We start from the raw sequence: 24530 nt of genomic DNA, 5'->3' as shown, positions 1-24530 counted from the left end.
CTCCAAATCCGCGGGACGAGCCGGGAGCGATGCGCTGCTCAACCCTGGTCGAGCACTGCCAAGAGCTCGTCGTTGTAAAAGTCGTCGATGGAGCACGCGCCGGAGCCCGTCGAGAAGTAGCGGTCGATCAGGTGCTGGTGACCGACCAGTTTCCGCAGCATCTCCGACTGCCTGCCGGGCTTGAGTTCGGCCACGTTGAGAGCGCCCTGGTAGAGATCGAGAAAGCTGTCGGTCAGACCGCTCTCATAACGCCTCAGCGCCATGTCGAGCGCCGTGTCGTCGTGCAGCCGGTCGCCGATGTGGTCGGTGAGCGACTGCGCCTGGAGGAAGGCGTCGGTGATGCCGCGGGCGGTGATGGAGTCCTTGTGGTGCACCGCGTCGCCGAGCAGGACCCACCCGGGGCCGTAGGCCTTGCGGAAGAAGTTCTCCTGACGTCCCGTGCCGTAGAACACCTCCTCGCGCTGTCCCGCCGACATCCGCTCGTACAGTTCGGGCGCCGTGGAGCGGACGGCCTCCAGGAAGGAGGGCTCGACGGCGGTACGGACCTCGGCGAACTCGCTCTGCGGGAAGTAGGCCATGATCAGCTTGAGGTCGTCGTTCGTGGGGATGACGCCGAGCCACCGTCCCGGCCGCTCGTACAGCTCGAAGTGCCCGGGCACCCCGGACCAGTAGCTGTAGTAGGTGCAGGTCATCCGCGGGTGCTCGATGACGCAGGGCGCGCCGACCTTGCGGGCCACCAGCGACCGCATGCCGTCGGCGCCGATGACCAGCCGCGCCCGCTGCGTCTCCTCGGAGCCCCCGGGCGTGGTGTAGCGCACCCCCGCGACCCGGTGGCCGTCGAGGAGGAGGTCGCCCACGGTGCACCCCTCACGGACATCCACGCCGGCTGCCGCGGCGCCCTCGGCGAGGATCGGGTCGAGCACGAAACGCCTCGGCGCGTACGTGGTGCGCTGATCATCGACCGGCAGCGAGAAGCCGTCCAGCCGGACCCCCGGGGCCTGGTAGCTCTGGTGGTCGATCGGCGGGCAGCCCGCGGCACGGAGCCGGTCGAGCAGGCCCCAGCGGGCGAGCAGCGCCACCCCCGGCTGATGGATGTAGTGCGAGGACAGGGTGTCCTGCGGGAACCGTGCCTTCTCAAGGAGCAGGACGCGGTAACCCTGCCGGGCGAGCAGCATGGCCGCCGGCGAGCCCGCGCACCGGGCACCTATGACAACTACGTCGTACATGGCCCTCGCTTAGGATCGAGTCACGGCACCCGTGGCTTCGATGTATGTGGAAATCAAGGCCACCGTCGGGTTGAGGTACATCTGATCCATAGGGACTTCGACATCGAGTTCGTCGATGTATCCCGCTTGGATTTTGGCCATGATCATGGAGTGGCCGCCCAGCGCGAAGAAGTCGTCGTCGACCGCTATGTCATCGCGCTGGAGTTCTCGGCACCAAATGGCCCGCACCTTTTCGGTAATCATCACACCCCTCCTCTGCGCCATCAAGGCCTTGCGAGTTGGCCGCCGTACCGCTGTCGGCGTGCTGGATTCGGGACTCCTCGGCCAGGGCCGCGCGGTCCACTTTTCCGTGCGGACTCAGGGGAAGCTCACGGATATTGAGGAATCGCGTCGGAACCATGTTCCGTGGCAGCGTCTCCAGCAATCGGGCGCGTACCTCGCTTTCCGCGAGGTCCTGTGCCGCCGGTACGACGAAGGCGATCAGCTCGTGGTCTCCGGAGCCGGTTTCCCTGGCCACGACGGCGGCCTGCCGGATGCCGTCGAGGCTGTCGAGCGCGCGCTCGACGTCGGCGGGATCGATGCGCATGCCCCGCACCTTCACCTGGTCGTCCATGCGGCCGGCGACGACGAGGTCGCCGGCCGGGGTCACGCGGCCGCGGTCGCCCGTGCGGTACAGCCGGCGCGGGGTGCCGTCGAGTACCACGGTGGTGAAGCGTTCGCTCTCGGGTCCCGTGGGGTTGAGATAGCCGGCGCCGACCCCCTTTCCCGAGAGGCAGATCTCGCCGTACTCCCCCGCCCCGACCGGCTGTGACTTTTCGTCGAGTATGTGGATCTCGGTGTTGTGGACGGGCCGGCCGACCGGCGCCGCCCCGTGTTCGGCGGGCCGGTAGCCGACGAGGTCGTACGAGGAGGCGATGTCCGTGCACTCGGCGACGCCGTACTGGTGAAGGAGCGTGCACGTGTTCCCGTCCACGCGGGCCCAGTCCGCTATCCGGTCGAAATGCAGCGGCTCACCGCCGAACAGCACGTAGTCCAGCCCGGCGAGTGCCGTGCCCCGACGTTCCGTTTCCCAGTCCACCAGCAGGTAGAGGGTGCTGGAGGCACAGTGCACGGTGCGTATCTGGTGCTGCGACAGCATGCGGTAGGCCATCGCGGTGTCGAAGTGGCGGCTTGCCATCAGGTGCTGGGTGGCACCGCAGAACAGCGGGATCATCAGGCTGCGTTGGGAGAGGTCGAATCCGAACGCGCTGACGACCAGGTTGTCCGACCCGTGGTGCAGGCCGTATTCGAGGGTCAGCCAGTTCAGCAGGTTGAACCAGCCCTCGTGGCGCACACCGGCGAGCTTCGGCGCGCCGGTCGACCCGGACGTGAAGACCGCGTAGCACAGGTCGTCCCCGCTGACCAGGATCTCCGGCGATGTCACCGGCAGGCCGTCGAGCCGGTCCGTCCACCGCTCGGGAGCGACGACCTCGGCGGTCGTCGACTCCACCAGGTCGGCGGTCGGCGGTGAGGCCACCACCAGGGCGAGGCCGGGAATCTGCCCGAGCAGCAGCCGCAGTCTGGCCGGCGGATAGGTGGGATCGAGCGGCACATAGGCCGCACCCGCCTTCAGCGTGCCGAGGACGGCGACGACCAGGTCGACCGAGTAGTCGAGGCAGAGACCGATCTTGTCGCCCCGCCCATAGCCGCGCGCTGCCAGAAAGTGCGCGAACTGGTTGGCGCGCGCGTCCAGTTGCGCGTAGGTGATCTGCTGTCCGGCGCAGCGGAGGGCGACGGCTTCAGGAGTGGTGCGGGCGTGCGCCTCGAACCGCTTGTGCACGAGGGGCAGGGGTGGCAGGGGAACCCGTGTTCCCTGGAGGATCATCAACCAACTCCGTCGTGACGGTGGTTCGGCCGGGGGCGAGTGGTACGTGCGTCCCGGCCGACGGGCGGGTGCGGGCGCGGACTCGGCGGCCCTGCGGTGGCACGGCGGCGTCCGCCGCTGCCCGGCGGCGCCGGCCCGCGCACTGCGGAGCCGCCACCGGCCGGGGCGCCTCGCCTTTTCAGTCCGCGGCCATGGCCTCTCGCAGGCTCCTGGGCCGCAGATCCGTCCAGTTCTCCTCGACGTACTGCAGGCATTCGTCCCGTGCTGCGTCGCCGAGGACCACACGCCAGCCGTCGGGTACATCGGCGAACACCGGCCACAGGGAGTGCTGGCCCTCGTCATTCACCAAGACGTGGAAGGTTCCGTTCTCGTCGTCGAATGGGTTCGTGCTCACTGCCACCGTCCTTAGCGGTCACGGCATGAATCCGGATGAAATGCGGAACGGCGCGGGAGAGAAATGGCCGGACGGGTGGTTTCCGGTCCGGCATTGTCCTGTCGACGGGACATCCCGCATCAGCGGGCACCGGACAGTGCCGATGCCACGGTGGGGGACGCTAGGACGCGCCTGCCAGGGCCGCAAGGACGGCGGATTCGGTGCACTCCCGCCCGATCCGCCGGGCCTGTTTCCCCCCGGCCTCATGTGCCACCATGACCGAGATGTAGCCCCTAAATGGGTCCGCTCACATTCGGGTTCCCCCAATCCACCACCGCCGAGGCGATCGCGAGCGCGTGCGGCACGGCGACGGAAAGCCCATCGACGAACCGACGACTGGTGATCCATGACTCTGAAGTCAGAATCCGAGCACGGAACAGCTCCAGATGACGGCACTCGACGTTCGCTGCTGCGTCACATGCTGGTGGCAAGAGGTGTCGACGAAGAGGCCTGTCAGCTCCAGAAGCAGGGCGCTCTCGACCTCTGGGCCTCCTGCCAGGGGCAGGAGGCCGCGCAGGTGGGCTCCGCGCTGGCCGTACCGCCTTCGGCGACCGTCTTCCCCAGCTATCGCGAGCACGCGGTGGCACTTGTGCGGGGCATCACACCGGACCAGTTGCTGAGGCAGTGGGCCGGCCGCACGTTCTGCGGATGGGATCCGCGCCGACTGGGTTTCTTCCCCTACACCCTGGTGCTGGCCGCGCAGACACTGCACGCCGTCGGCTATTCGATCGGGCAACGCCTCCAGGAACGCGAGGATTTCGTCGTCGTCTACGTCGGCGACGGTGCCACCAGCGAGGGCGACATGGCGGAGGCCATGAACCTCGCCGCCGTGGAGTCGGCGTCCGTGCTGTTCATCTGCCAGAACAACGGCTGGGCGCTGTCGACACCGGCCGAGGAGCAGATGCGCACCTCGCTGGCCGAGCGCGCCCGGGGTTTCGGGATCGAGTCCGTCAGGCTGTCGGGCCACGACCCGGAAGCGGTCTTCACGGCCTGCTCCCGTGCGGCCGCCCACATACGCCACCGGCGAGCACCCTGCCTCGTCGAGATCGAGGTCAGCCGCATCCACGGACACTCGACCTCCGACGCCCAGGAGCTGTACCGCAGCAGCGAGGACATCGCCCGGGCGAGGGCCGCTGATCCGGTGGCGGCGTATGCGGCCCGGCTGCACGACCTGGGTGTGGTGGACCACGCGTGGCGGGACGCCGTCGACGCGGAAGTGCGGGAGGCGCGCGAGCTGTTGATGAAGGAGTACGCGTGATGACTACGGCCCGGTCGGACGGCCTCGCGGCGTCGATCAACGCGACCCTTGCCGATCTGCTGGAGCAGGAGCCCGGGCTGCTGCTGCTCGGTGAGGACATCGGACGCCTGGGCGGCGTGTTCCGTGTGACCCGCGGCCTGCAGGAGCGCTTCGGCAAGGAGCGGGTCCGCGACACGCTCCTCGCCGAATCCAGCATCATCGGCCAGGCCGTGGGCATGGCGATGAGCGGCCTGGTCCCGGTCTGCGAGATCCAGTTCGACGGGTTCACCTACCCCGGCGTGAACCAATTGGTGACCCAGGCCGCCCGTGTCGGCGCCCGGTGGAACGGGCAGCTCAGCCCGAGCCTGGTGGTGCGGGTCCCGACCGGCGGCGGATTCCGGGGCGTCGAGCACCACAGCGAGTCCAACGAAGCGCTCTTCGCGCGCGTCCCGGGCATCTCGGTGGCGTGCCCTTCCACTGGTGAGGACGCGGACCAGATCCTGCGGTACGCCGTGACGCTCGGCGCGCCCGTGGTGATGTACGAGCCGATCCGCCTGTACTGGCGCAAAGCCGGCCCGCCCCGCGATCCGGCGCCGGCGAAGTCCGCGACCGCGGCCCGCATCGCGCGACGGGGCACGGACCTGACCGTGGTCACGTACGGCGCGATCACCCATGAGGTGCTGCGAGCGGCGCACGAGCTCAGCCCCGATGTCGATGTCGAGGTGGTAGACCTGCGCTGGGTGGCCCCGCTCGACATGGACACGATCCTTCAGTCGCTGTCCCGCACGGGACGCCTGCTGATCGTGCACGAGGGGTCGAGGGACCTGGGTGTCGGCGCCGAGATCGCCGCGTCGGTCGTGGAGCGTGACGTCGGCTCGCTCCGGCGTCCGGTCCGCCGGCTGGCTCCGGACCGTCGTGTCTATCCCCCGGCGGATTTCGAGCAGCAGTACCTGATCGGTGTGCAGGAGATCAAGGATGAGGTGTTGGTGATGACGGGGTGAGCGGTTCGTTCGAGGACATGCCGGTTCCCGGTTTCGGGCACAGCCTCGACGAGGCCCTGCTTGTCGAGTGGGTCGCCGGCGTCGGTGACCGGGTCCGGCGCGGCGACGTCGTCGCCGTCGTCGAGACCGACAAGGCCAGCACGGAGATCCTGGCGGAGCGCGACGGACGGGTCATGGAGCACTCGGCGACCGCCGGCACGATCCTCAAGTCCGGTGAGGTGCTGTACCGATTGGCGGCCGACCAACCGAGCCACGCGTCGCAGCCCTCGATCCCGGCAGATGAGCGGAGAACATCCATGAGCGAGATGGAAGAGCGCATCAGCGACGTCATGCTGGCCAAACTGCGGGAGCGGGAGCCGTCGTCGGGCCCGGAGGACCTCACCCGGTCGGTCGCCGAGCTCGATCTCGACTCGCTCGACCTGGTCGAGCTGCACCAGCGGCTGGAACGTGAACTCCATGTCAAGGGCGACCTGCGGGAGACCGCGGGCTTCCCCCTCCTCTCGGATTTCAGCGCCTACTTCATGAAGCTGGCGAGCGGGAAATGAGCGCGGGCATCGTCGATCTCGTCGCGGTGAAGCCGGGACGTACGGTCGGCAACGACCAGTTCGAGCCGATCGGTCTCACGGACCAGTGGATCCGCCGTCGCAGCGGCATAGCGTCCCGCTCCTGGCTGCCGGCCGACACCCCGCTGGCGGAGGTGGCGGCCGAGGTGTGCGCGCCGATCGTGGCCCGGGTGGACGACCCGTCCACGATCGGCGCCCTGATCGTGGTCAGTACCTCGGCGCGGCAGCGTGTGCCCGGCATCGCGCAGAAGGTGGCGCAACTGGCCGGTCTCGGGCCTTCGGTGCTGGCCTTCGACATGAACGCGGCCTGCTGCGGCTTCGTCTACGGCCTGGTCACCGGGCTCTCGCTCTGCGATGCCGGGCGGACGCGCTCGGTGCTCCTGTGTTCGGTGGAGGCCATGTCACGGCTGGTGGACCCGTCGGACCGGCAGACGGCCTGCATCTTCGCCGACGGCGCCGCGGCCGTGCTGCTGGCGGACCGGGCCGAGTTCGCGCTCTCGTGCCAGGTGGCCGGCTGTGACGGCTCCCAGGAGGGGCTCATGCGGGAGACGGACACCGGAGGCATCCATCTCGACGGCGCGCAGGTGTACGACCGTGCCGTGCGCCGGATGACGGAGTCGGCGCGGTATCTCGTCGACAACGGCCCCGCGCCGACGGTCCTGGTCGGTCACCAGGCCAACGGCCGCATCCTGGAGCAGGTCCGCGGCTTCACCACCGATCTCAATGTTCCCTTCGTGAACCGGATCGAGCACTCCGGGAACACCTCGTCCGCGTCCATCCCGCTGGCGTTCGCCGAGGAGTTGGAGGCGGCTGTCCTCCCTTCCCGGGGGCGGCTCGGTGCGGTGGCCTACGGCGCCGGCGAGGCATGGGGAGGCGTCGCGGTGGACTACCGGGTGCCAGTCACCGCGGCTCCGTGACACACACCGGATCTTCTTACCCCACTTACTCGGTCCCACCGATCTGGGAGGCTGTCATCTACAGGCCAGAAGCCTGGATTCTGCACTCCGGCGCCACGACCGGCCCTCAGGACGGCGGCCCCCGTGCCGCACTGCGCTACGGCCGGTTCGCCTTCGGTCCCCTAAAGGAAGGCGAGGCCCTGGTGGAGCCGATCATCGGCTCCTGGGAAGCCAACATGGACCACGCGCTGACGCGCTCGCCCATCGACGTCTGCAGCAGCCGCGGCGAGGACGCGGTGGTCCTGGGGAACCTGGGCGTGGTGCGTGTGCTCAAGGTGACCGCGGGGCGCGGGGCGGATGTCAGGATCCGCGAGGGCGATCTCTGTCTGCTGATGCCCTTCGGCAGGATGGACCGCTTCGGCTACGCGGAACTCGCGCACGCCTACGACGCACCGGGTACCATCGGCCTGCTGACCAAGCAGTCGAAGATGGACGCGCGGCTGCTTCTCCCGCTGCCAGACGGCACGGCCTACTCGCTGTCCCAATGGGCTTCCTACGGGCGGTACTTCACCGCCTGGGACAACTGGAACAAGGCGTACGGATGCTGGCGCACCCAGGTCCCAGACGACGATCCGGCGCGACATCTGGTGTTCGGGTGGGGCGGAGGCGTGGCGTTCGCCGAGCTGCTGCTGGCCAGACGGGCCGGGTTCCGCGTCGCCATGGCGGCGGGCTCCGACGAGCGCGTCGCCTTTCTGCGGGAGCACGGCATCACTCCGGTGGACCGCCGCCGGTTCCCCGCTCTCTCCCGCCCCACCCGCCGTCGGCACACGGACCGGGAGAGGCACGAACAGCACCGGAAATCGGTCGAGGACTTCCTGCACGTGACCCGGGATCTCAGCGACGGTCACGGAGTCGCGATCTTCGTCGACAACATCGGCGAGCCCCTGTACGACGTCACCCTGGGCGCCCTGGCACGTCAGGGGGTCGTCACCACCTGCGGGTGGAAGGCGGGTATGCGCCTGACTCATCTGCGGAGCGTCGAGAGCATCAGCCGCCACATCCATGTGAACACGCACGTCTGGCGGCTGTCCGACTCCCCGGCGATACGGGACTTCCAGGAGGCCGAGGGCTGGATGCCACCGGCGGGGTCCGAGGTGCAGTACGGCTTCGACCGGGTGCCCGACCTGGCCGACGACTACGCGAACGGCAGGATCGGCTCGTACTTCCCTACGTACTGCGTGAACCCGCTGTGACCCGCCCGGGCCGCAGCAAAGGTCCTTCGACGAGGTCGGGGACGTGATCCGAGGGAGGGAGACACCATGGGCCACGCCGGGATGGACACGGAGGTGGTGATCGCCGGCGCCGGGCCGACGGGACTGATGCTCGCCTGTGAGCTGCGGCTCGCGGGCGCCGACGTAGTGGTGGTCGACCGGCTCGCGGGGCGGACCGGTGAGTCGCGGGCCGGCGGGATGCACGCCCGCACGCTGGAGGTGCTGGACCAGCGCGGGGTCCTGGACCGGTTCCTCGCGGCGGGCGAGATCCAGTCGGTCGGCCACTTCTCCGGCCTCTGGCTGGACTTCGACGAGTCCGCGTCCCGGCACGCCAGGCCGCTGATGATCCTTCAGTCGGCCATCGAGCGGCTGCTGGAGGAGTGGGCCGCCGAACTCGGCGTACGGGTGCGCTGGTCGTCGGAGGTGACCGGGGTCCGCCAGGACCCGCTGAGTGTGACGGCGGAACTGTCATCGTCGCAGTCGTCGGCACCGGCACGGCTGCGCGCCCGCTATCTCGTGGGCTGCGACGGCGGGCGCAGTGCCGTGCGCAAGCTGTCGGGCATCGGCTTCCCCGGCACCGAGGCGACGATGACCGCGCTGCTGGGCGACGTCGAACTCCCCGATCTGCCGGAGGACTACATCTTCATGCGGCGCTGCCCGGGAGGCCATTTCTCGGTGATCGCACTTGAACCGGGCTGGTACCGGGTCATCACGTCAGAGTACGGCCATGTCGCCGGCCGGGACGATCCGGCGACGTTCGAACAGCTCCGTGCGGCGCTGGTCAGGCTGGCGGGCACGGACTGGGGCATGCACAGCCCGCGCTGGGTCTCCCGGTTCGGCGACGCGGCGCGGCAGGCCTCCCGGTACCGCAACGGGCGGGTGCTGCTGGCAGGCGATGCCGCGCACATCCACTATCCGGCCGGCGGGCAGGGCTTGAACGTGGGGGTGCAGGACGCGGTCAACCTCGGCTGGAAGCTGGCCTCGGTGGTGCGCGGCCGAGCGCCTGTGAGCCTGCTGGACACCTACCACGACGAGCGGCACCCGGTCGCGGCCCGGGTGCTGCGCAACACCCGGGCGCAGTCGGCCCTGGCCCGCCCCGGGGAGCAGATGGACGCGCTGCGCGAGGTGTTCGGCTCGCTCATCACGTTCGACGAGGTCAACCGCCATCTGTGCGGCATGCTCACCGGGCTGGACGTCCGGTATCCGGTCGACGGCGATCACCCCCTCGCCGGCCACCGGGTGCCCGACGCCAACCTCAAGAGGCCCGACGGCGCCACACGCGTCCACGAACTGCTGCGCACCGCCCGCCCCGTACTGCTCGACCTCGGCGGCGGCACCGAGGTGGCGGCGGCCGCCCGAGGGTGGGCCGACCGCGTCGACCACGTCGAGGCGCGGAGCGACGACGCCTACTGGGCCGTCCCCGCTGCCGACGGGACACCCGCTCCGTGCGCCGTTCTGATCCGGCCCGACGGACATGTCGCCTGGGCTGCCGCCTCGGACGGCGCACCCGCCTCCCCCGGCCTGCGCAGCGCTCTGGCCAAGTGGTTCGGCCCCGCCCTGCCGGGGTGAGAGCGCGAACGCCGCCACGTTCTTGACCACGTCCGTATCGAGGAGTCCTGATGTTCGTCCCCCCCTTCTACCGTCCGCCCGACAGCTCGTGGATGACCGACGTCGTCAAGGAGCACCCCTTGGCACTGCTCACGAGCAACGGCGCGCCGGGAGAGGTCCCGTTCGCCACGCATCTGCCGGTGATCCCCGAGTCGTTCGACACCAAGACGGCCGATCTGTCGGGCAGTGTCCTGCTGTGCCATCTCAACCGGCAGAACCCGCACTGGTCGGCACTGCGCAGCGGCGACCCCGTACTCCTGACCTTCACCGGGCCCCACGGATACGTGACACCTTCCGTGTACGCGTACACCCCGGCCGCACCGACCTGGAACTTCACCTCGGTGCACGTGCGCGGGGCGGTGGAGAAGATCGATGCGGCCGAGGAGACCCTGGAGGTGCTCACGGCCACGGTGCGTGCCTTCGAGGGCCGCTTCGGCAGCGACTGGGACATGAGTGAGTCGATCGGCTACTTCCGCAAGATCCTGCCGGGAGTCGGTGCCTTTCGTGTCCAGGTGACCGGCGCCGACGGGATCTTCAAGCTGAGCCAGGAGCAGACCGCTGAAGTGCGTGACCGCGTGCGGAGTTCTTTCCACGCGCAGCACAGCACGCACTGCCGGGCCGTCGCCGGGCTGATGGACCGACTGCCCTGAGGGGGGCCGGGCGCACCTCTCCCCTCATATCACAGGTGACACGCTGCCGTGCCGGTCTGCCCGTCGGGGCGGTCCGGCACGGTGGCCTTTTCCGGGCTCCGGACCGCAGGACGGAGTGCCGGCACGGCCGACGGCTCACGCACCGCCGATCCGGATGGCCTGGACGGGGCAGGCCCGGATCGCCGCACGCACTGCCGATCCGGAGCTGTGCTCCTGGCCCTCGATGATTTCGTTCAGCCCGTCGTCGTCCTGTGTGAAGACGTCCGGAGCCACGAGAGCGCACATTCCTCCACCCACGCACCGGTCCCGGTCCACCTGGATACGGGCTCTTGCCCCGCCCGACTCCTCGGTACGCGGGCTCATGACAGCTCCTCTTCGGCGAGGTGACGGGGGTGCGAGCATATCCGGCCGGCGCGCTGCACCCGAGGGTGCAACAGGCCTCCCCGCAAAGGGGGTTGGGCGTCGCGGGACACCTCGTACACGGAGCGGGAAGAGGTCACGGCTGCCGCCCGAACAGCCGACGCGAGGACCTGCCCACGATGCGCCCGTAGACATTCTGCCCCGACAGCTCCACCTTCAGCACGTGCGGCCTGTCGCGATTCGCCCTGGGGCGACGGTACTTGAACCCGCTGAAGGCGAGCCGCCGACAGCGCGGCCTCCAGTCGCCCGTCCAGTTCGTCCGAGATGAGCCGGCCGTCCCCCGCGGCGACCCGCAGGACCTCCACCGTCCAGTCCTGGTCCCCGTGCGAGGCCCGTAGCCCGGCCTGCCCAAACGGAGGGTTCTCCCCCGGCACACCCGCATCCCGGTGCTGTTCCACCAAGGTCCCTCCGCTTTTGAGGTCTGCGTCGATTCTCACGGGCCACTCCTTGACGAAGCCGAGGTCGAAGCCGAAGCCGAGGTGCGGACCCTCCGGGTCACGGACCGGCCACGCCGCGGGGACGGCGGGCACCGACGCTCCGTCGGATTCCGCCGCCCCGGGCGGACCGGATCGCGGGGAGTCCGCGTCCCGGTCCCGTCTACTTCGGACCGCGGTTGAACACGGCCTGCGCCCAGCGGTAGCCGAGCGCTGTCAGTACCACGCACCAGATCAGGGCGATCCACCAGTTGTTGCCGATCTGCGTGCCGAGCAGCAGGCCACGCAGAGTCTCGGTTGCCGGGGTGAAGGGCTGGTACTTGGCGATCGGCTGGAACCAGCCCGGCATCGTCTCCGCGGGGATGAACGCGCTGGAGATGAGCGGGAGGAGGATCAGGGGCATGGCCATGTTGCTGGCCGCCTCGGGGGTCGGACTGGCCATGCCCATCCCCACCGCGATCCAGGTGAGCGCCAGGGCGAACAGGGCGAGCAGGCCGACGGCGGCGATCCACTCGAGCGGGGTGGCGTCCGTGGTGCGGAAACCGATGGCCACGGCGACGGCGCCGACGATCACCAGACTGGCGAGCACCTGGAGCACGCTGCCGACGACATGCCCGATGAACAGGGAGCCCCGGAAGATCGCCATCGTGCGGAAGCGGGCCATGAGGCCCTGGGTCATGTCGATGGAGACCGACATCGCGGCCCCGATCACCGTGCTGCCGATGGTCATCATCATGAGCCCCGGCACGAGGTAGGCGATGTAGTCGGAGCGGTCGTTCCCGCCGATGCCCGCGCTCATCACATCACCGAAGATGTAGACGAACAGCAGCAGGATCATGATCGGCGTCAGGAGCAGGTTCAGCGTCATGGACGGGTAGCGCCGCACATGCAGCAGGTTGCGCCGCAGCATCGTGGTCGAGTCGCGCACGGCGAGGGAGAAGGAGCTCATCGGGTGGCCTCCTTGGCCTGGTCGAGGACGCCGACACCGCCGGTCAGGGCGAAGAACACGTCGTCGAGGTCGGGCGTGTGCACGGTCAGCTCGTCGGCCTCGATGTGCGCGGCCTCCAGCCGGTCGAGGATGGCGCGCAGCTCACGCTGGCTGCCGTCGTTGGGGACCTGGAGCGTGAGGGCTTCGTCGTCCCCGGCGGCTTCGTCCAGCGTGGTGGCGGCGGCCCTGTAGGCGGCCGGGTCGGTGAAGCGCAGCCGGACGTGCCCGCCGGGGACGAGGCGCTTGAGCTCGCCGGCGGTGCCCTCGGCGGCGATCTTGCCGTCGTTCAGCACCGCGATCCGGTCGGCGAGTTCGTCGGCCTCCTCCAGGTACTGGGTGGTGAGGAGGACGGTGACGCCGTCGGCGACCAGCTCGCGGATGATCCCCCACATGGTGTGGCGGGAGCGCGGGTCGAGGCCGGTCGTCGGCTCGTCGAGGAAGATGATCCGCGGATTGCCGATCAGCGTCATGGCGATGTCGAGGCGGCGCTTCATGCCGCCGGAGTAGGTGGCCGCGGGCTTCTTCGCGGCTTCGGTGAGGTCGAAGCGCTCCAGGAGCTCCGCGGTCACCCGCCGCCCCTCGGCCTTCGACAGGTGGTGCAGGTCCGCCATGAGGAGCATGTTCTCCTCACCGGTGATCAGGTTGTCCACGGCCGAGAACTGGCCGGTGACGCCGATCGCCGCGCGGACCCCACCGGGCGAGGCGGCGACGTCGTGGCCCGCGACCTGGGCCTGCCCGCCGTCGGCGGCGATGAGTGTGGACAGGATCTGCACCACGGTGGTCTTGCCGGCGCCGTTCGGACCGAGCAGGGCGAACACGGAACCGGCCGGAATCCGCAGGTCGATGCCGTCCAGGACAACCTTGTCGCCATATGACTTGCGCAGGCCCACGACGGAGACGGCCGCGGGCGACTGCCGGTCGCTCTCTTGCCTTGATGCAGGCATGACAGAAGAGGGCATGGGTACTCCCATTGAGGCTTGGATGAAGGGATGCGGCGCGTCGGCGAGACGGGTGCGCTACAGCACCAGCGGCTGGATGAGGACGAAGAGGGCGAGGAGTGAGCGCGAGGGTGCTGCTCGACGGTTACGCAGTGCCCTCGATCCCGGCCCGCGGCCGGGCGGTGAAGACGCGGGCCCCCTCGCCTGGACTGCTGCTCCGAGGACGTTGCCGACATTGGCGCGGCTGAGTCAGGTCTCGCCGACCTGCTCGACCACCTCGGTGGACAGGATCTGCGGCAGTTTCACGAACCGCTCGGGCGGGCTACGCCCGCTGGCATGGGGCGACGGGTGTCACTTCTCGTCCGCGCCAGGTTCCCCGCTGATGGATTCCTGGTAGACGTCCGCGTAGGTGGGAGAGTCCTTGATCAGGTCGTCGCAGAACGCGGCGACATCGGTGCCGATGAGTTCCAAGACTCCCTTGCCTGTGGCGACGCCCTCCTCGAAGAAGTCGACGATCCCAGGGAGCAGGGGCCCGTCAGGCAGGCTGATCGGCCCGACCTTGAACAGGTACTTCTGCATTTCCTTGTAGACGATCTGGTAGTCCGGCGGGAGGGCCTTGACCCGAGCCACGTGCGCCCGCCACTGCTTCTTTCCCTCGATGATGTCCTGGATGCTCACGTCAGTCTCCCAACCGGCTCAATTTCCTTGCGACGTTCCTGTTCAACTGCTCGCGCCACCGGTCGCGATGGGTTCGAGCCCCTTCTCCACCGGCGAGCGCGGTGCAGAAGCCTTGGATGTCGTCGCCGAGCACCTCGTGGACGCTCTGTCCGTCCGCCGCTGCTACTTCGAGCAGCCCCAGGGCGGCGTCGAGGATCGGCATCAGGTTGCGGCCGGTGAAGTCCCCGTAGGGGAAGATGTGGGTGGTGATCTGTCCCCACGCCGCCCGGTAGTCGTCCGGCAGGGTCTCGGCCCGGGCTTGGAACGCCTTCCATTCCCTGGTGAGATCGCTGCCTGTGACCTTCTCCCAGAAGTTCATCTTCCGCCCTCCTTGAGCCTGTCGATGCGTGATGAGACGTACTGCCACTTCGCCCAGAACTTCGCGAGTTCTTCGCGTCCTGCGTCGTTGAGCGCGTAGAACTTGCGCGGCGGACCGACCCCGGATGGCCGTTTGGTCACCTGGACGAGTCCGTTCCTCTCCAGCCGCAGCAGGATGGTGTACACCGTCCCCTCGATGACGTCGGTGAAGCCGAGCTCGTTCAGCTGACGGGTGATGGCGTACCCGTAGGTTTCCTCGTTGCCGATGATTTCGAGCACGCATCCTTCGAGCGTGCCCTTCAACATCTCCGTCAGGTCGTCCATCGCGGGTGCTCCTCAGCTGCCGGTACTGCGTGGTACCGAGTACCACTATACGGTAGCACCGAGTACTGGAGGACGTCAGTATCTCCGGTAGGCGTAAAGCCGGGACCGGTCGGCGAGGACCGGGGCTCCACAGCGGAGGCCACGCGTCGGGCCAGCTCCGCAGTCAGTGGGGGCTCGTAGGTCATCACCGCAACGCCCCGATCCCCGTAGACAAGGCTGGCAGGCCCTCGACGGTTTCGTTGTTGTTCTTCACACCAACTCAACTGCCGTCGTCGGCCCGCCGGTTACGGTGCGGGCTACCGGCGTGCGGTGAACCGCCCGTCAAAGCGTTTGTACAGCCAGCCGCGATCGGCGAGCTTCGTCAGCTTCGCCCGCAGCGGCTCCAGCTTCCCGCGCACCACCGCCTCCAAGCCCAGTTCCTCGCCCACCGTCCTGACCCGCACCGGACCGTCGGCGGCCTGAACGATCCGGAGGATCCGGCGGCAGTCGCCAGGCAGCGCGAGTCTCGTCCGGATCACCGCCGCGGTGTGGGACCAGCAGGACCGCACCGCCACCTGCGCTTTCACCAGAACCACGGCCGCGGCGGCCTCCGCCTCGGCCGTGGTTCCGCTCCGCCAGACGGTGCAGCACCCGCTCGGCGATCACCAACTCCTCCCGCTCTGCCTCAACCCCCCAAGCCTCGCGGTACGGACAAGCGCGACCGTTAGCCTCAAGCCGCTTCGAGGAAGGGGTAGTCGGTGTAGCCCTCGGCGCCCGGTGCGTAGAAGAGTTCCGGTCGCGGCTCGTTCTCCGGGTGGCCACCCTGCCAGCGCTCGACCAGGTCGGGGTTGGCGATGAGGGCCCGGCCCACGACCACGGCGTCGGCGTGGCCGGCCTCGATCTGCTGGAGCGCCTGCTCGCGGGTGGTCTGGCTCTCGAAGCCGTTGTTGACGATCAGCTTGCCGTCGAAACGCCGCCGCAGCTCCTGCACCAGGTCGCCGCCCGGCTCGGCGTGCAGCACGGAGAGGTAGGCCAGGCCCAGCGGGCGCAGCTGGTCCACCAGGGTGCCGTAGGTGGCAAGAACGTCGTCCCGGTCGGTCTCGAAGACGTCCCCGAGGTCGACCTCCGGCGAGATCCGCAGCCCGACCCGCTCGGCACCGACGGCCTGGGCGACCGCCGTGACGACCTCGACGACGAAACGGGCGCGGTTCTGCGGCGAGCCGCCGTATCCATCGGTGCGCCGGTTGGCCGCCGGGGAGAGGAACTCCTGGAGCAGGTAGCCGTTGGCGCCGTGGATTTCCACGCCGTCCGCTCCCGCCTCGATGGCCCGGCGGGCCGCGGTGACGAAGTCCTCCAGGGCTGCCCGGATCTCTGCGGTGGTCATCGCTTCCGGTACGGGGTAGGGCTGCTCGCCCTTCTCGGTGAACGTCTTGCCGTCGATGGCGATCGCGCTGGGGGCGAGGATGCGGCGGCCGCCGTTGATGTCGGGGTGGGTGCCGCGGCCGGCGTGCATGATCTGCAGGACGATGCGGCCGCCCTCGGCGTGCACCGCCTCGAACACCCGCTGCCAGCCGGCCGCCTGTTCGTCGGTGGCGATGCCCGGCTCACCGACATACCCCTGCGACGCGTGGTCGGGGTAGGTGCCCTCGGTGATGATCATTCCGACGCTCGCCCGCTGCCGGTAGTACTCGACCATGAGGTCCCCGGGGATGCCGGAGGAATCGGCCCGGACCCGGGTCAGCGGTGCCATGACGATGCGGTTGGCGAGCTCGATCTTCCCGAGAGAGACAGGGGAGAAAAGCGACGGAGTAGGCGAAAGTTCTGAAGCGTTGACAGACATGGGCGTCCTCTTGCGATGCGATGGGAAACGGAATGAAGGTCATTCCGTTCCTCCACCGTAGCTCATGTACGCGTCGACGCGTACATGTAGCTCGGCGCGTTATCCTTCCCTCATGGCCAGCCGTACTTCGTCCCCGCTCGTCCACCCCGACGTAGAGGACTTCGACCTCTTCAAGATCATGAGCGCGCTGACCGACGAGCTCCGACTCACCATCGTCGTCACTCTCGCCGCCTCACCCGGTCTGACCTGCAGCGGCTTCAACAGGGACATCACCGCGTCCGTGCTCACCCGCCACTTCCGCGTCCTGCGCGAGGCCGGTCTCATCCGGCAGCACGACGTCGGCACCCGCCGCATCAACACCCTGCGCAAGGATGAGCTGGACCAGCGGTTCCCCGGACTGATCGACCTCGTTCTGAAGGAGAGCGTCGGCCGCGTGGAGCCCTACACGAACTGCGACAGCGCGTGACGCTGAGTGAGCCGTTGTGGACGCGACGAACCGGATCCGTCGCAGCGGCTTGACGCATACGGCCTGGTTGGCCCTGAACCCGAGTGACGAACGCGACCGCCTCGCACCACGGCATCGGACACGTGCACCGGCGCACGGCCGCCTCGATCGCCACCGACGCCGGGCGCGCCGCCACGTGAATCGGTGGACGGTGGTACCGGCCGCGTATCCCCACCGCCCGTCTCCGCGCGGCCGGGCTCGGCGCGATCGCCGACCTGGGCTTCGTCGGCCTCGACGACAGCGGCCCGGTTGCCGACCCGGCGGTGATCACCGGCTACAAGGCTGCCCGGAACCGGCCGCTGCCCCGCGGGCAGAAACTGTCCAACACGGCGCTGGCCGCGGTCCGGGCGCCGGCCGAGCACGGCTTCGCGCATCTGAAGAACTGGCGCGTGCTCGGCAAGGTACGCACCGACCCGAAGTGGGTGACCGCGCAGGCCTTCGCCACCGCCGTCACCGAGGCCGGTCACACGGCGCGAGCTCGACATGCCGTGGGCGCTCTACCACGTGCGCCGGCTGTTCCTGCTGTCCGCCGACGGCGAGCGGCGCCCGGTGATGCGCTCCACCGAGCGCGTCGACCTCGGCCGCCCGCAGCAGCTCGCCCGGCGGCCGCTCTCGATCTCCGAACGGCATCGCGTCGAGGCCGGGCACGACCCGGTGTACGGGCGTGCCCGGGCCCGGGTCCGGCCTCGCGCCAAGGGCTGGCCGATGGCAGAAAAGCTCTTCGCGACCGCCCCCGCCCGCGTGATCGACAAGCAGGACAAGAACCTCGAGCGGGAAGCGCGGGTCCGCTACCTGTTCACCAGCGACATGTGGTGCGTGTTGTAACGGTCTCCCTTCACGCCGATCCGCCCTGCGAGCTTGTTGAGGTCCGACAGTTCGTCAGCGGAGAGCGGAACGCTCGTGGCGCCGGCGTTCTCCTCGATGCGCGCGGTGCGCCGGGTTCCGGGGATCGGAACGATCGACGGATGCTGAGCGAGCAGCCAGGCGAGGGCCACCTGCCCCGGTGTGGCGTCCTTCGCCGACGCGAGGGCGGCGACGTGCTCGACCAGCGCCTGGTTCGCTGCCCGGTTCTCGGCCGTGAACCGGGGAATGGTGGTGCGTACGTCGTCGGCCGCGAACGGTGTCGAGGCGTCCACCGCTCCGGTCAGGAACCCCTTGCCGAGTGGACTGAAGGGCACGAATCCGATGCCGAGCGCCGTGCACGTCGGCAGGACCTCCGGCTCCGGATCCCGCGTCCACAACGAGTACTCGCTCTGCACCGCCGTCACCGGGTGGACGGCGTGGGCACGCCGGATGGTCTGCGCACTGGCCTCCGAGAGTCCGAAGCAGCGGACCTTGCCCTCCTGCACGAGCTCGCCCACCGTGCCTGCGACGTCCTCGATGGGCACCTGCGGGTCGACGCGATGCTGGTAGAACAGGTCGAGCCTCTCGACTCCCAGCCGTTTGAGGGAAGCCGTCGCGACGGAGCGGATCTGCTCGGGCCGGCTGTTCAGTCCGACGGACGCACCGTCCTCGATCCGGAATCCGAACTTGGTGGCGATGACCACCTCGTCCCGCACCGGGGCCAGGGCCTCTCCGACGAGTTCCTCATTGACGTAGGGGCCGTACACCTCCGCGGTGTCGAAGAACGTGACCCCCAGATCGACGGCTCCACGGAGCACGGCGATCATGTCGCTCCGGTCACCGGGGTTCGGGCCGTAACTCTGGGACATGCCCATGGCACCCAGGCCGATGGCGGAGACCCGGAGGTCGCTCCCAAGGGTTCGCGTGTGCATTCTTCCTCCTTGTGGATGTTTCACCGTGGCGGCGCCTGCGGGAACAGGCGCAAGGCGTTCGCTGTCGTGAGCGAGCGCCACGTGGCGCCTTCCGCCGGTGGCTCGGCCGCGTCGATCGCCGCGATGTGGGCGTCGGCCAGCGGTGCCGGCGTCCAGCAGTAGTCGCTGCCGAAGAGCACGCGGTCGGGGCCGACCAGCTTCAGCAAGGCCGGAACCTGGCGTGGGAAGGCCGTACCCGCCATGTCGTAGTACAGGGACCCCAGTTGTTGCACGGCGTCGCGCGCGGGCGCCTCCCGCGAAGGCACGATGAGCTGCATGAACTCGTTGATGCGGTCGGCCAGGACCGGGACCGCGGCACCGCAGTGCGGGACGATCACGCGCATGTCCGGGTGACGTGTCAGGACGCCCGCCATCATCAGGTTTGCGACGGTCCGAGCCGTGTCGAAGATGTACTCGACCATCGGGCGCGGCCTGCCGAGAGCGGACTGCTCCCAGCACACGGGTGAGGTGGGGTGCAGGAAGACCACGGCCCCCCGGCGGTCCAGCTCCGCGAACACCGGCTCGAGGCGTTCGTCGCCCAGATACACACCGTGGGTGTGAGTCAGCAACGCCACACCGTCGGCGCCCAGCTCGTCGAAGGCGAAGGCGATCTCCTCCAACGCGCCGTCCACGTCCGGCAGCGGAAGCGACACGAAGTTGCCGAAGCGGCCCCGGTGGTCCCGCGCCACTTCGGCGGTGTACGCGTTGACGCGGCGCGCGAGGAGTCGGGCCGCTTTGTCGTCGTCGCCGAAGTGCACGCCGGGAGAGGACATGGAGAGCATGGCGATCTCGATGCCGTTGCGGTCCATCAGATCGAGGTGGTCCCGCACGAACCATGATGGCCAGCCGCCCATGCCGTCGGGGTGGGCGTGGCCCGCCGCAGTCGCCTGCTGGACGTAGAAGTCGGGCAGGAGGTGGGCGTGGACGTCGATGAGGCCGGAGGTCATGGCGGCGGGATTCCTTCTCTTGGGCTGGGGGCGTCGAGGCCGGGTGGTCGCTGCGCCTACTCCACCTGTTCGCCCCCGGCCAGCCGGACCTCCTCGTTGTCCAGGGCGGCCTGGAGCCGGCGGAGCACGGTGTCGTCGATATGCGACTCGTCCCTCAGACGGACGACGGTCGCGCGCTTCGTGGCGATGAGGGCGAGGCGGAGGTCGGTGTAGTGCCGGTTGTGGAGCAGGGCGGGATCGTCGTCGGTGCCCGCCCCCCTTGCTCGTACGGTCGCCAGGTTGGCCTCGTACTCCTGGCGCAGCCACTCCGTGACCTTGGGGGTGGTGCCCAGGTGCGCCGCGAGCTGGGGCAGCGCCTTGATGGCCTCCTCGGTCGCCGTGGTCTCGGCGAGGATCTGCTCCTCGTCGACGGAGGTGTCGCGCGGCAGCCGGGCCCAGCGCACCACGCCCGGCAGCAGCAGCCCCTGCACCACGAGGGTCACCACGATGACGCCCGAGGTGACGAAGACGATGAACGCCCGGCCGGGGAACGGCGCACCGGAGTCGAGGGTCTCCGGCACGGACAGTGCCACGGCCAGCGACACCGCGCCCCGGAAGCCCGCCAGCCCGCTGACCGCCCGTGCCCGGTCGCTCATTCTCCGCAGCCGTTGCTCGGGACGCCGGTCGATCGCGCGGATCAGGTAGGCGGAGGAGAACAGGAACGCGAACCGGACTGCGACGAGGACCACGCTGACCGCCCCGACCGCGATGAGAGCGTCCCTGAGGTCGGCCCGGCTCAGGTGGCGCAACGCGTACTGCAGTTCCACTCCCACCAGGACGAACAGAGCCCCGTTGATGATGAACGTGGCCAGGGGCCAGAAGGCCAGGGCCTGGCGACGGTGCTCGGCGCGGATGAGGCTGGGCGCCACCTGGGCCATGATCAGGCCGCTCACCACGACCGCGAGGACACCGGAGGCGTGGATCAACTCGGCCAGCAGATACGCCGTGAACGGCGCGAGGATCATGACCAGATTGCCGAGCAGGGGATCGTCCAGTCGGCGGCGCAGGTTCATGTTGACCCAGGCGACCGCGACGCCGACCGCGGCTCCGCCGCCGTACGCCAGCAGGAACAGCGCGCCTACATGCGCGAGGGTGAGGTGCTCCTCGCCCACGGTGATACCGACCGCCAGGCCGTAGACCACCAGAGCGGTGCCGTCGTTGACGAGGCTCTCCGCGCGCAGGACCGTGATCTGACGGCGCGGCAGGGAACCTGCCAGGGCGCTCACCGCTGTGGCGTCGGTCGGCGCCACGGCCGCGCCCAAGGCCCACGCCGGCCCCCATGGCAATCCGAGTGCGTGCCCGGTGACCGCCACAGCTCCTGCGGTGAGGATCACCAGCACGGTGCTGAGCAGGACGATGCCGCGCAGGTTGGAGCGGATCTCCCGCATCGACGTGGTCAGGCTCTCCCAGTACAGCAGTACGGGAAGGAACAGCAACAACACGACTTCGGGCGGGAGTTGGGACCGGCGGACGGCCGGGACGAGACCGATGAGGGCGCCCAGGGCCAGTAGCACGACAGGTGGCGCGACACGGAAGCGTTGTCCCAGGAAGTTCCCCGCCAGCACGGCTGCACCCAGGATGACGACGAGTTCGAGACCGAGCATGACACTTACTCCTGTGCGGGGCCGGCCCGCGTGGGCGGTGGCTCAGCGGCTTCCATCGGGATCGTCCTGGTCATCTGGGGAGCAGCCGCAGCGTCGTGGAACGTGCCGCCACCATGGGGTCGACGTACGCGCCGCCGAACGGGCCGTACTCGCTCCGGTACGCCGTGTCGACGCGGTCGTTGGTCTCGGGGTCCGGCACCTCGGCGAAGGTGACGTCCTTGTCGACCCCGCCGGAACGGATGCGTCCCACGTGGGTCACGCGGGCGGTGCGCCACCATCTGCCGCCCGTACCGCGGAAGGAGCGGACGTACAGGTCGTCGCCGTCGCGGACGACCCATATCGGCACCGGCTCGCGCAGCGTGCCGTCACGCCGGAGCGGGGCCATCTCCAGTTCGTCGGCCTTGGCGATGCGGTCGAGTTCGTCGCTCGTCCAGGTCGTCATCGGTGACCTTCCAATCCTTGGGCTCCTCCGGGAGAAAAGCCCGTCAAGCTCGTCGGGCGCCTGCGGTCGGCCGGGAAGGGGCCAAGGGCGCGGTCACGTGGGGACTCAGGTGGGAGTGGCGGTGAGGGAGCCACCGAGGTGGGCACGGGTGATACCGAATGAGTCCTCGAAGACGCGGTAGTCGGTGATCAGGCCATCCGCGACGGTGAAACGCATGATCATCTCGCTTTCGAGCACCTGCCCCGAGGGATGGAACCGGGACGCGTACCGGCCCGGTGCCAGGACCCGCCCGTCGGCCTCCACCATGGGCCCCAGTTCGAACGCGAGCGGCTCGACAGCCGTGAAGAACTCGGTGAGGGACTGCCGGATCCCTTCCGGGCCGGTGCGGCTCCCCGCCCAGGGCGTCAGAGCCGGATTTCCCGGGATCGTCCAGGTCGCATCGGGCGGGAAGTGGGAAAGGACGCGCTCCATGTCGCGCGCGCCGAGGGCATCGAAGTACGCCTCGACAGTGGCGATCGCCTGGCTGGTCATGGCGGCCGGCCCGTTCTTCCGGTCACGGACGCAGCAGCGTCTTGATGGCGCGGCGCTCGTCCATGGCCCTGTAGCCTTCGGCGACCTCGTCCAGGGGCAGGGTGAGGTCGAAGACCTTGCCGGGGTTGATACGGCCGCCGGCGACGCGGTCGATGAGGTCGGGGAGGTAGGCGCGTACGGGGGCAGGGCCGCCGCGCAGGCCGACATGGGAGAAGAAGAGCTCCTGGCCGTCGATCTGCACGCCGTGCGGCATACCGACGAAGCCGACGTTGCCGCCGGGTCGGGTGGACTGCAGGGCCTGGTGCATCGACTGATGGGTGCCGACACACTCCAGGACCGAGTCGGCGCCGATGCCGTTCGTCAGTTCCTTGACGCGGGCGACGCCTTCCTCGCCGCGCTCGGTGACGATGTCGGTGGCGCCGAATTCCAGGGCCAGCTTCTGCCGGGAGGCGTGCCGGCTCATGACGATGATGCGCTCGGCGCCCAGTTCCTTCGCGGCGATGACGCCGCACAGGCCGACCGCGCCGTCACCGACGACCACGGCGGTCGAGCCGGGCTTCACCTCGGCCGCCTTGGCGGCGTACCAGCCGGTGCCCATGACGTCGGAGAGGGTCAGCAGGCTGGGGATCAGTTCCCCGGCGGGCTGCTCCGGGGTGGCGACGAGGGTGCCGTCGGCGAGGGGGACGCGGATGTACTCGGCCTGGCAGCCGTTGGGGAAGTCCCGGTGCAGACAGGAGGTGTGGTAGCCGGCCCGGCAGATCGGGCAGGTGTTGTCGGAGGCGATGAAGGAGCCGATGACGAACTGGCCGGGTATGACGGTCGATACGTCGCTGCCGACCTCCTCGACGATGCCGACGTACTCGTGGCCGATCGGCTGCGGCTCGGTGACCGGGTTGATGCCCCGGTAGCTCCACAGGTCGGAGCCGCACACGCAGGTGGCGACAGTGCGGATGACCGCGTCGGTCGGCGCCGTGATCTTCGGCTCGGGAGCGTTCTCCACCCGGATGTCACCGGGCGCGTGAATGATGGTTGCTCGCATGATGCTCTCTCCGGCTTCTGGATGTGCCGACGCGTCAGGCGCGGGTGCTGACGCGCGGGCCGTTGTACTCGTCGTCCGAGACGTGTTCGAGCCACGTGGTGTCGTCCGTCTCCCACAAGGCGATGTGGGTCATGAACTGGTCGGGCGCGGCGCCGTGCCAGTGCTCCTCACCCGGGGGCGTGTGGATGACGTCGCCTGGGTGGGCCTCGATGATGTGACCGCCACGGGACTGCACCAGGGCGATGCCCTCGACGATGTAGAGGGTCTGGCCCAGGCCGTGGGAGTGCCACGCGGTGCGGGCCCCGGGAGTGAACCGGACCATGTTCGCCCGCATGCGGGAGGGGTTTTCGCCGCGGTGGATCACATCGGCGTAGGCGTCGCCGGTGAACCACTCGGCGGGAAGCTTCATGGTCGGGGGCTGCTTCAGCAGTTCCATCGTGCGTCTTTTCCCTTGGGCGGTGCTGCCGCCGGTGGTGCGGCGGCAGCGTGGGGGGCGAGCCCGCGATGGTGGCGCGGGGTGGGGAGGGCCTCAGCCGGATTCGGACTGGTCGGCCTTGTCCACAATCGCCTTGAGCTGGGTCATCGCCGACATGCCGTTGGGCCATCCGGCGTAGAAGGTCAGATGGGTGATGGCCTCGATCAGTTCGTCCTTGGTGACACCGTTCTCCAGCGCCTTGCCGAGGTGGAAGCCGAGCTGGTCGATCCGGTACAGAGAGGCCAGAGCGGTGACGGTGACGAGGCTGCGGTCGCGCGGGGACAGGCCCGGCCGCTCCCAGATGTCGCCGAACAGGACGGTGTCGGTCACCTCCGCGAGCTTGGGGGCGAACTCCTGGATGGCCGGCGGTGCGAACTTCTTCCGTTCAGACATGGGGTGGTGCTCCTGGCGTGGTCTTCGGGTGGGG

At 69.2% G+C, this 24530-nt stretch carries 30 protein-coding genes and 1 pseudogene; 10 read left to right on the top strand and 21 right to left on the bottom strand.

What is annotated here, in order from left to right; genetic code table 11:
* Positions 1–38 precede the first annotated feature (38 nt).
* From ACIBBD_RS28445 to ACIBBD_RS28430, 4 genes are all read right to left on the bottom strand, one after another.
* The gene (locus tag ACIBBD_RS28445; protein ID WP_399422426.1) at positions 39–1226 is read right to left on the bottom strand and encodes an NAD(P)/FAD-dependent oxidoreductase; all 1188 of its coding nucleotides are present in this window, start codon (positions 1224–1226) and stop codon (positions 39–41) included.
* 9 nt (positions 1227–1235) lie between these two features.
* Positions 1236–1469 (bottom strand): phosphopantetheine-binding protein, encoded by a 234-nt coding sequence (locus ACIBBD_RS28440; RefSeq protein WP_399422425.1) that lies wholly within the window; start codon positions 1467–1469, stop codon positions 1236–1238.
* Positions 1417–3090: an amino acid adenylation domain-containing protein gene (locus tag ACIBBD_RS28435; RefSeq protein ID WP_399422424.1), complete on the bottom strand. Its 1674-nt coding sequence runs from the start codon at positions 3088–3090 to the stop codon at positions 1417–1419. Before ACIBBD_RS28435 ends, ACIBBD_RS28440 begins: the two co-directional genes overlap by 53 nt.
* A gap of 178 nt (positions 3091–3268) precedes the next feature.
* A complete protein-coding gene (locus ACIBBD_RS28430) occupies positions 3269–3484 on the bottom strand; it encodes an MbtH family protein (RefSeq protein ID WP_399422423.1) in 216 nt (71 codons plus the stop codon).
* Between the two features lie 457 nt (positions 3485–3941).
* Here ACIBBD_RS28430 and ACIBBD_RS28425 point away from each other — a divergent pair, with 457 nt between their 5' ends.
* The 7 genes from ACIBBD_RS28425 to ACIBBD_RS28395 all read left to right on the top strand — a co-directional run bounded on the left by ACIBBD_RS28425 (position 3942) and on the right by ACIBBD_RS28395 (position 10749).
* Positions 3942–4781, top strand: a complete 840-nt coding sequence (locus ACIBBD_RS28425) for a thiamine pyrophosphate-dependent dehydrogenase E1 component subunit alpha (protein ID WP_399422422.1) — start codon at positions 3942–3944, stop codon at positions 4779–4781.
* On the top strand, positions 4781–5761 hold the full coding sequence (locus tag ACIBBD_RS28420) for an alpha-ketoacid dehydrogenase subunit beta (RefSeq protein ID WP_399422421.1): 981 nt from the start codon (positions 4781–4783) through the stop codon (positions 5759–5761). Before ACIBBD_RS28425 ends, ACIBBD_RS28420 begins: the two co-directional genes overlap by 1 nt.
* Positions 5758–6306 carry a biotin/lipoyl-containing protein gene (locus tag ACIBBD_RS28415; RefSeq protein ID WP_399422420.1) on the top strand — a complete coding sequence of 183 codons (549 nt, stop codon included), beginning with the start codon at positions 5758–5760 and terminating at the stop codon, positions 6304–6306. The genes ACIBBD_RS28420 and ACIBBD_RS28415 overlap by 4 nt, the downstream gene beginning before the upstream one ends.
* Positions 6303–7241: a 3-oxoacyl-[acyl-carrier-protein] synthase III C-terminal domain-containing protein gene (locus ACIBBD_RS28410; protein ID WP_399422419.1), complete on the top strand. Its 939-nt coding sequence runs from the start codon at positions 6303–6305 to the stop codon at positions 7239–7241. Before ACIBBD_RS28415 ends, ACIBBD_RS28410 begins: the two co-directional genes overlap by 4 nt.
* A gap of 182 nt (positions 7242–7423) precedes the next feature.
* A complete protein-coding gene (locus ACIBBD_RS28405) occupies positions 7424–8473 on the top strand; it encodes a zinc-binding alcohol dehydrogenase family protein (RefSeq protein ID WP_399422418.1) in 1050 nt (349 codons plus the stop codon).
* Between the two features lie 66 nt (positions 8474–8539).
* Positions 8540–10060 carry an FAD-dependent monooxygenase gene (locus ACIBBD_RS28400; RefSeq protein ID WP_399422417.1) on the top strand — a complete coding sequence of 507 codons (1521 nt, stop codon included), beginning with the start codon at positions 8540–8542 and terminating at the stop codon, positions 10058–10060.
* A 50-nt stretch (positions 10061–10110) separates the two neighbouring features.
* A complete protein-coding gene (locus ACIBBD_RS28395) occupies positions 10111–10749 on the top strand; it encodes an FMN-binding negative transcriptional regulator (protein ID WP_399422416.1) in 639 nt (212 codons plus the stop codon).
* Positions 10750–10884: 135 nt separating this feature from the next.
* Here ACIBBD_RS28395 and ACIBBD_RS28390 read toward each other — a convergent pair whose 3' ends face one another.
* The 9 genes from ACIBBD_RS28390 to ACIBBD_RS28350 all read right to left on the bottom strand — a co-directional run bounded on the left by ACIBBD_RS28390 (position 10885) and on the right by ACIBBD_RS28350 (position 16707).
* Complete coding sequence (locus ACIBBD_RS28390) at positions 10885–11112, bottom strand: ferredoxin (RefSeq protein WP_399422415.1); 228 nt, start codon at positions 11110–11112, stop codon at positions 10885–10887.
* A complete protein-coding gene (locus ACIBBD_RS28385) occupies positions 11109–11543 on the bottom strand; it encodes a DUF1707 domain-containing protein (protein ID WP_399422432.1) in 435 nt (144 codons plus the stop codon). Before ACIBBD_RS28385 ends, ACIBBD_RS28390 begins: the two co-directional genes overlap by 4 nt.
* Before the next feature lie 223 nt (positions 11544–11766).
* Entirely contained in the window at positions 11767–12552 is a 786-nt protein-coding gene (locus ACIBBD_RS28380; protein WP_399422414.1) for an ABC transporter permease, read from the bottom strand.
* Positions 12549–13535 (bottom strand): ATP-binding cassette domain-containing protein, encoded by a 987-nt coding sequence (locus tag ACIBBD_RS28375; RefSeq protein ID WP_399422413.1) that lies wholly within the window; start codon positions 13533–13535, stop codon positions 12549–12551. Before ACIBBD_RS28375 ends, ACIBBD_RS28380 begins: the two co-directional genes overlap by 4 nt.
* Before the next feature lie 345 nt (positions 13536–13880).
* Positions 13881–14207, bottom strand: coding sequence for a DUF1048 domain-containing protein (locus tag ACIBBD_RS28370; protein WP_399422412.1), 327 nt, complete (start codon positions 14205–14207; stop codon positions 13881–13883).
* A gap of 1 nt (position 14208) precedes the next feature.
* A complete protein-coding gene (locus ACIBBD_RS28365) occupies positions 14209–14565 on the bottom strand; it encodes a DUF1048 domain-containing protein (protein WP_399422411.1) in 357 nt (118 codons plus the stop codon).
* Positions 14562–14888, bottom strand: a complete 327-nt coding sequence (locus ACIBBD_RS28360; RefSeq protein ID WP_399422410.1) for a PadR family transcriptional regulator — start codon at positions 14886–14888, stop codon at positions 14562–14564. The genes ACIBBD_RS28365 and ACIBBD_RS28360 overlap by 4 nt, the downstream gene beginning before the upstream one ends.
* Positions 14889–15184: 296 nt before the next feature.
* Positions 15185–15463 (bottom strand): hypothetical protein, encoded by a 279-nt coding sequence (locus tag ACIBBD_RS28355; RefSeq protein ID WP_399422409.1) that lies wholly within the window; start codon positions 15461–15463, stop codon positions 15185–15187.
* Between the two features lie 134 nt (positions 15464–15597).
* On the bottom strand, positions 15598–16707 hold the full coding sequence (locus ACIBBD_RS28350) for an alkene reductase (protein WP_399422408.1): 1110 nt from the start codon (positions 16705–16707) through the stop codon (positions 15598–15600).
* Positions 16708–16819: 112 nt separating this feature from the next.
* Here ACIBBD_RS28350 and ACIBBD_RS28345 point away from each other — a divergent pair, with 112 nt between their 5' ends.
* The 3 genes and pseudogenes from ACIBBD_RS28345 to ACIBBD_RS28335 all read left to right on the top strand — a co-directional run bounded on the left by ACIBBD_RS28345 (position 16820) and on the right by ACIBBD_RS28335 (position 18037).
* Positions 16820–17173: an ArsR/SmtB family transcription factor gene (locus ACIBBD_RS28345; RefSeq protein ID WP_399422407.1), complete on the top strand. Its 354-nt coding sequence runs from the start codon at positions 16820–16822 to the stop codon at positions 17171–17173.
* Positions 17174–17385: 212 nt separating this feature from the next.
* Positions 17386–17688: pseudogene (locus ACIBBD_RS28340) on the top strand (IS5/IS1182 family transposase); the annotation flags it as partial.
* Positions 17689–17695: 7 nt separating this feature from the next.
* Complete coding sequence (locus ACIBBD_RS28335) at positions 17696–18037, top strand: hypothetical protein (RefSeq protein WP_399422406.1); 342 nt, start codon at positions 17696–17698, stop codon at positions 18035–18037.
* On the opposite strand, the gene ACIBBD_RS28330 is transcribed toward ACIBBD_RS28335, so the two are convergent.
* The 8 genes from ACIBBD_RS28330 to ACIBBD_RS28295 all read right to left on the bottom strand — a co-directional run bounded on the left by ACIBBD_RS28330 (position 18001) and on the right by ACIBBD_RS28295 (position 24496).
* On the bottom strand, positions 18001–18987 hold the full coding sequence (locus ACIBBD_RS28330) for an aldo/keto reductase (RefSeq protein ID WP_399422405.1): 987 nt from the start codon (positions 18985–18987) through the stop codon (positions 18001–18003). The two genes, ACIBBD_RS28335 and ACIBBD_RS28330, sit on opposite strands and share 37 nt — an antisense overlap.
* A 20-nt stretch (positions 18988–19007) precedes the next feature.
* On the bottom strand, positions 19008–19973 hold the full coding sequence (locus ACIBBD_RS28325; protein ID WP_399422404.1) for an amidohydrolase family protein: 966 nt from the start codon (positions 19971–19973) through the stop codon (positions 19008–19010).
* Between the two features lie 56 nt (positions 19974–20029).
* Entirely contained in the window at positions 20030–21616 is a 1587-nt protein-coding gene (locus tag ACIBBD_RS28320; RefSeq protein ID WP_399422403.1) for a Na+/H+ antiporter, read from the bottom strand.
* A 70-nt stretch (positions 21617–21686) separates the two neighbouring features.
* Complete coding sequence (locus tag ACIBBD_RS28315; RefSeq protein WP_399422402.1) at positions 21687–22058, bottom strand: DUF2255 family protein; 372 nt, start codon at positions 22056–22058, stop codon at positions 21687–21689.
* A 105-nt stretch (positions 22059–22163) separates the two neighbouring features.
* Positions 22164–22589 (bottom strand): nuclear transport factor 2 family protein, encoded by a 426-nt coding sequence (locus tag ACIBBD_RS28310; RefSeq protein WP_399422401.1) that lies wholly within the window; start codon positions 22587–22589, stop codon positions 22164–22166.
* Positions 22590–22611: 22 nt separating this feature from the next.
* Positions 22612–23628: a zinc-dependent alcohol dehydrogenase family protein gene (locus tag ACIBBD_RS28305; RefSeq protein WP_399422400.1), complete on the bottom strand. Its 1017-nt coding sequence runs from the start codon at positions 23626–23628 to the stop codon at positions 22612–22614.
* Between the two features lie 34 nt (positions 23629–23662).
* Entirely contained in the window at positions 23663–24064 is a 402-nt protein-coding gene (locus tag ACIBBD_RS28300; RefSeq protein WP_399422399.1) for a cupin domain-containing protein, read from the bottom strand.
* A gap of 93 nt (positions 24065–24157) precedes the next feature.
* Entirely contained in the window at positions 24158–24496 is a 339-nt protein-coding gene (locus ACIBBD_RS28295) for a carboxymuconolactone decarboxylase family protein (RefSeq protein ID WP_399422398.1), read from the bottom strand.
* Between the last annotated feature and the right edge of the window lie 34 nt (positions 24497–24530).

It is taken from the genome of Streptomyces sp. NPDC051315 (genome assembly GCF_044455165.1).
In the GTDB taxonomy this organism is placed as follows: domain Bacteria; phylum Actinomycetota; class Actinomycetes; order Streptomycetales; family Streptomycetaceae; genus Streptomyces.
The sequence above is the reverse complement of the archived record's forward strand: the minus strand, read 5'-3'. Positions and strand labels throughout refer to the sequence as shown.

Coding starts and splice junctions, on each gene's coding strand:
- ACIBBD_RS28445 (WP_399422426.1), bottom strand. CDS start 1,226: ATGTACGACGTAGTTGTCATAGGTGCCCGGTGCGCGGGCTCGCCGGCG.
- ACIBBD_RS28440 (WP_399422425.1), bottom strand. CDS start 1,469: ATGATTACCGAAAAGGTGCGGGCCATTTGGTGCCGAGAACTCCAGCGC.
- ACIBBD_RS28435 (WP_399422424.1), bottom strand. CDS start 3,090: ATGATCCTCCAGGGAACACGGGTTCCCCTGCCACCCCTGCCCCTCGTG.
- ACIBBD_RS28425 (WP_399422422.1), top strand. CDS start 3,942: ATGCTGGTGGCAAGAGGTGTCGACGAAGAGGCCTGTCAGCTCCAGAAG.
- ACIBBD_RS28420 (WP_399422421.1), top strand. CDS start 4,781: ATGACTACGGCCCGGTCGGACGGCCTCGCGGCGTCGATCAACGCGACC.
- ACIBBD_RS28410 (WP_399422419.1), top strand. CDS start 6,303: ATGAGCGCGGGCATCGTCGATCTCGTCGCGGTGAAGCCGGGACGTACG.
- ACIBBD_RS28400 (WP_399422417.1), top strand. CDS start 8,540: ATGGGCCACGCCGGGATGGACACGGAGGTGGTGATCGCCGGCGCCGGG.
- ACIBBD_RS28395 (WP_399422416.1), top strand. CDS start 10,111: ATGTTCGTCCCCCCCTTCTACCGTCCGCCCGACAGCTCGTGGATGACC.
- ACIBBD_RS28390 (WP_399422415.1), bottom strand. CDS start 11,112: ATGAGCCCGCGTACCGAGGAGTCGGGCGGGGCAAGAGCCCGTATCCAG.
- ACIBBD_RS28380 (WP_399422414.1), bottom strand. CDS start 12,552: ATGAGCTCCTTCTCCCTCGCCGTGCGCGACTCGACCACGATGCTGCGG.
- ACIBBD_RS28375 (WP_399422413.1), bottom strand. CDS start 13,535: ATGCCTGCATCAAGGCAAGAGAGCGACCGGCAGTCGCCCGCGGCCGTC.
- ACIBBD_RS28365 (WP_399422411.1), bottom strand. CDS start 14,565: ATGAACTTCTGGGAGAAGGTCACAGGCAGCGATCTCACCAGGGAATGG.
- ACIBBD_RS28360 (WP_399422410.1), bottom strand. CDS start 14,888: ATGGACGACCTGACGGAGATGTTGAAGGGCACGCTCGAAGGATGCGTG.
- ACIBBD_RS28350 (WP_399422408.1), bottom strand. CDS start 16,707: ATGTCTGTCAACGCTTCAGAACTTTCGCCTACTCCGTCGCTTTTCTCC.
- ACIBBD_RS28345 (WP_399422407.1), top strand. CDS start 16,820: ATGGCCAGCCGTACTTCGTCCCCGCTCGTCCACCCCGACGTAGAGGAC.
- ACIBBD_RS28335 (WP_399422406.1), top strand. CDS start 17,696: ATGCCGTGGGCGCTCTACCACGTGCGCCGGCTGTTCCTGCTGTCCGCC.
- ACIBBD_RS28330 (WP_399422405.1), bottom strand. CDS start 18,987: ATGCACACGCGAACCCTTGGGAGCGACCTCCGGGTCTCCGCCATCGGC.
- ACIBBD_RS28325 (WP_399422404.1), bottom strand. CDS start 19,973: ATGACCTCCGGCCTCATCGACGTCCACGCCCACCTCCTGCCCGACTTC.
- ACIBBD_RS28320 (WP_399422403.1), bottom strand. CDS start 21,616: ATGCTCGGTCTCGAACTCGTCGTCATCCTGGGTGCAGCCGTGCTGGCG.
- ACIBBD_RS28315 (WP_399422402.1), bottom strand. CDS start 22,058: ATGACGACCTGGACGAGCGACGAACTCGACCGCATCGCCAAGGCCGAC.
- ACIBBD_RS28310 (WP_399422401.1), bottom strand. CDS start 22,589: ATGACCAGCCAGGCGATCGCCACTGTCGAGGCGTACTTCGATGCCCTC.
- ACIBBD_RS28305 (WP_399422400.1), bottom strand. CDS start 23,628: ATGCGAGCAACCATCATTCACGCGCCCGGTGACATCCGGGTGGAGAAC.
- ACIBBD_RS28300 (WP_399422399.1), bottom strand. CDS start 24,064: ATGGAACTGCTGAAGCAGCCCCCGACCATGAAGCTTCCCGCCGAGTGG.
- ACIBBD_RS28295 (WP_399422398.1), bottom strand. CDS start 24,496: ATGTCTGAACGGAAGAAGTTCGCACCGCCGGCCATCCAGGAGTTCGCC.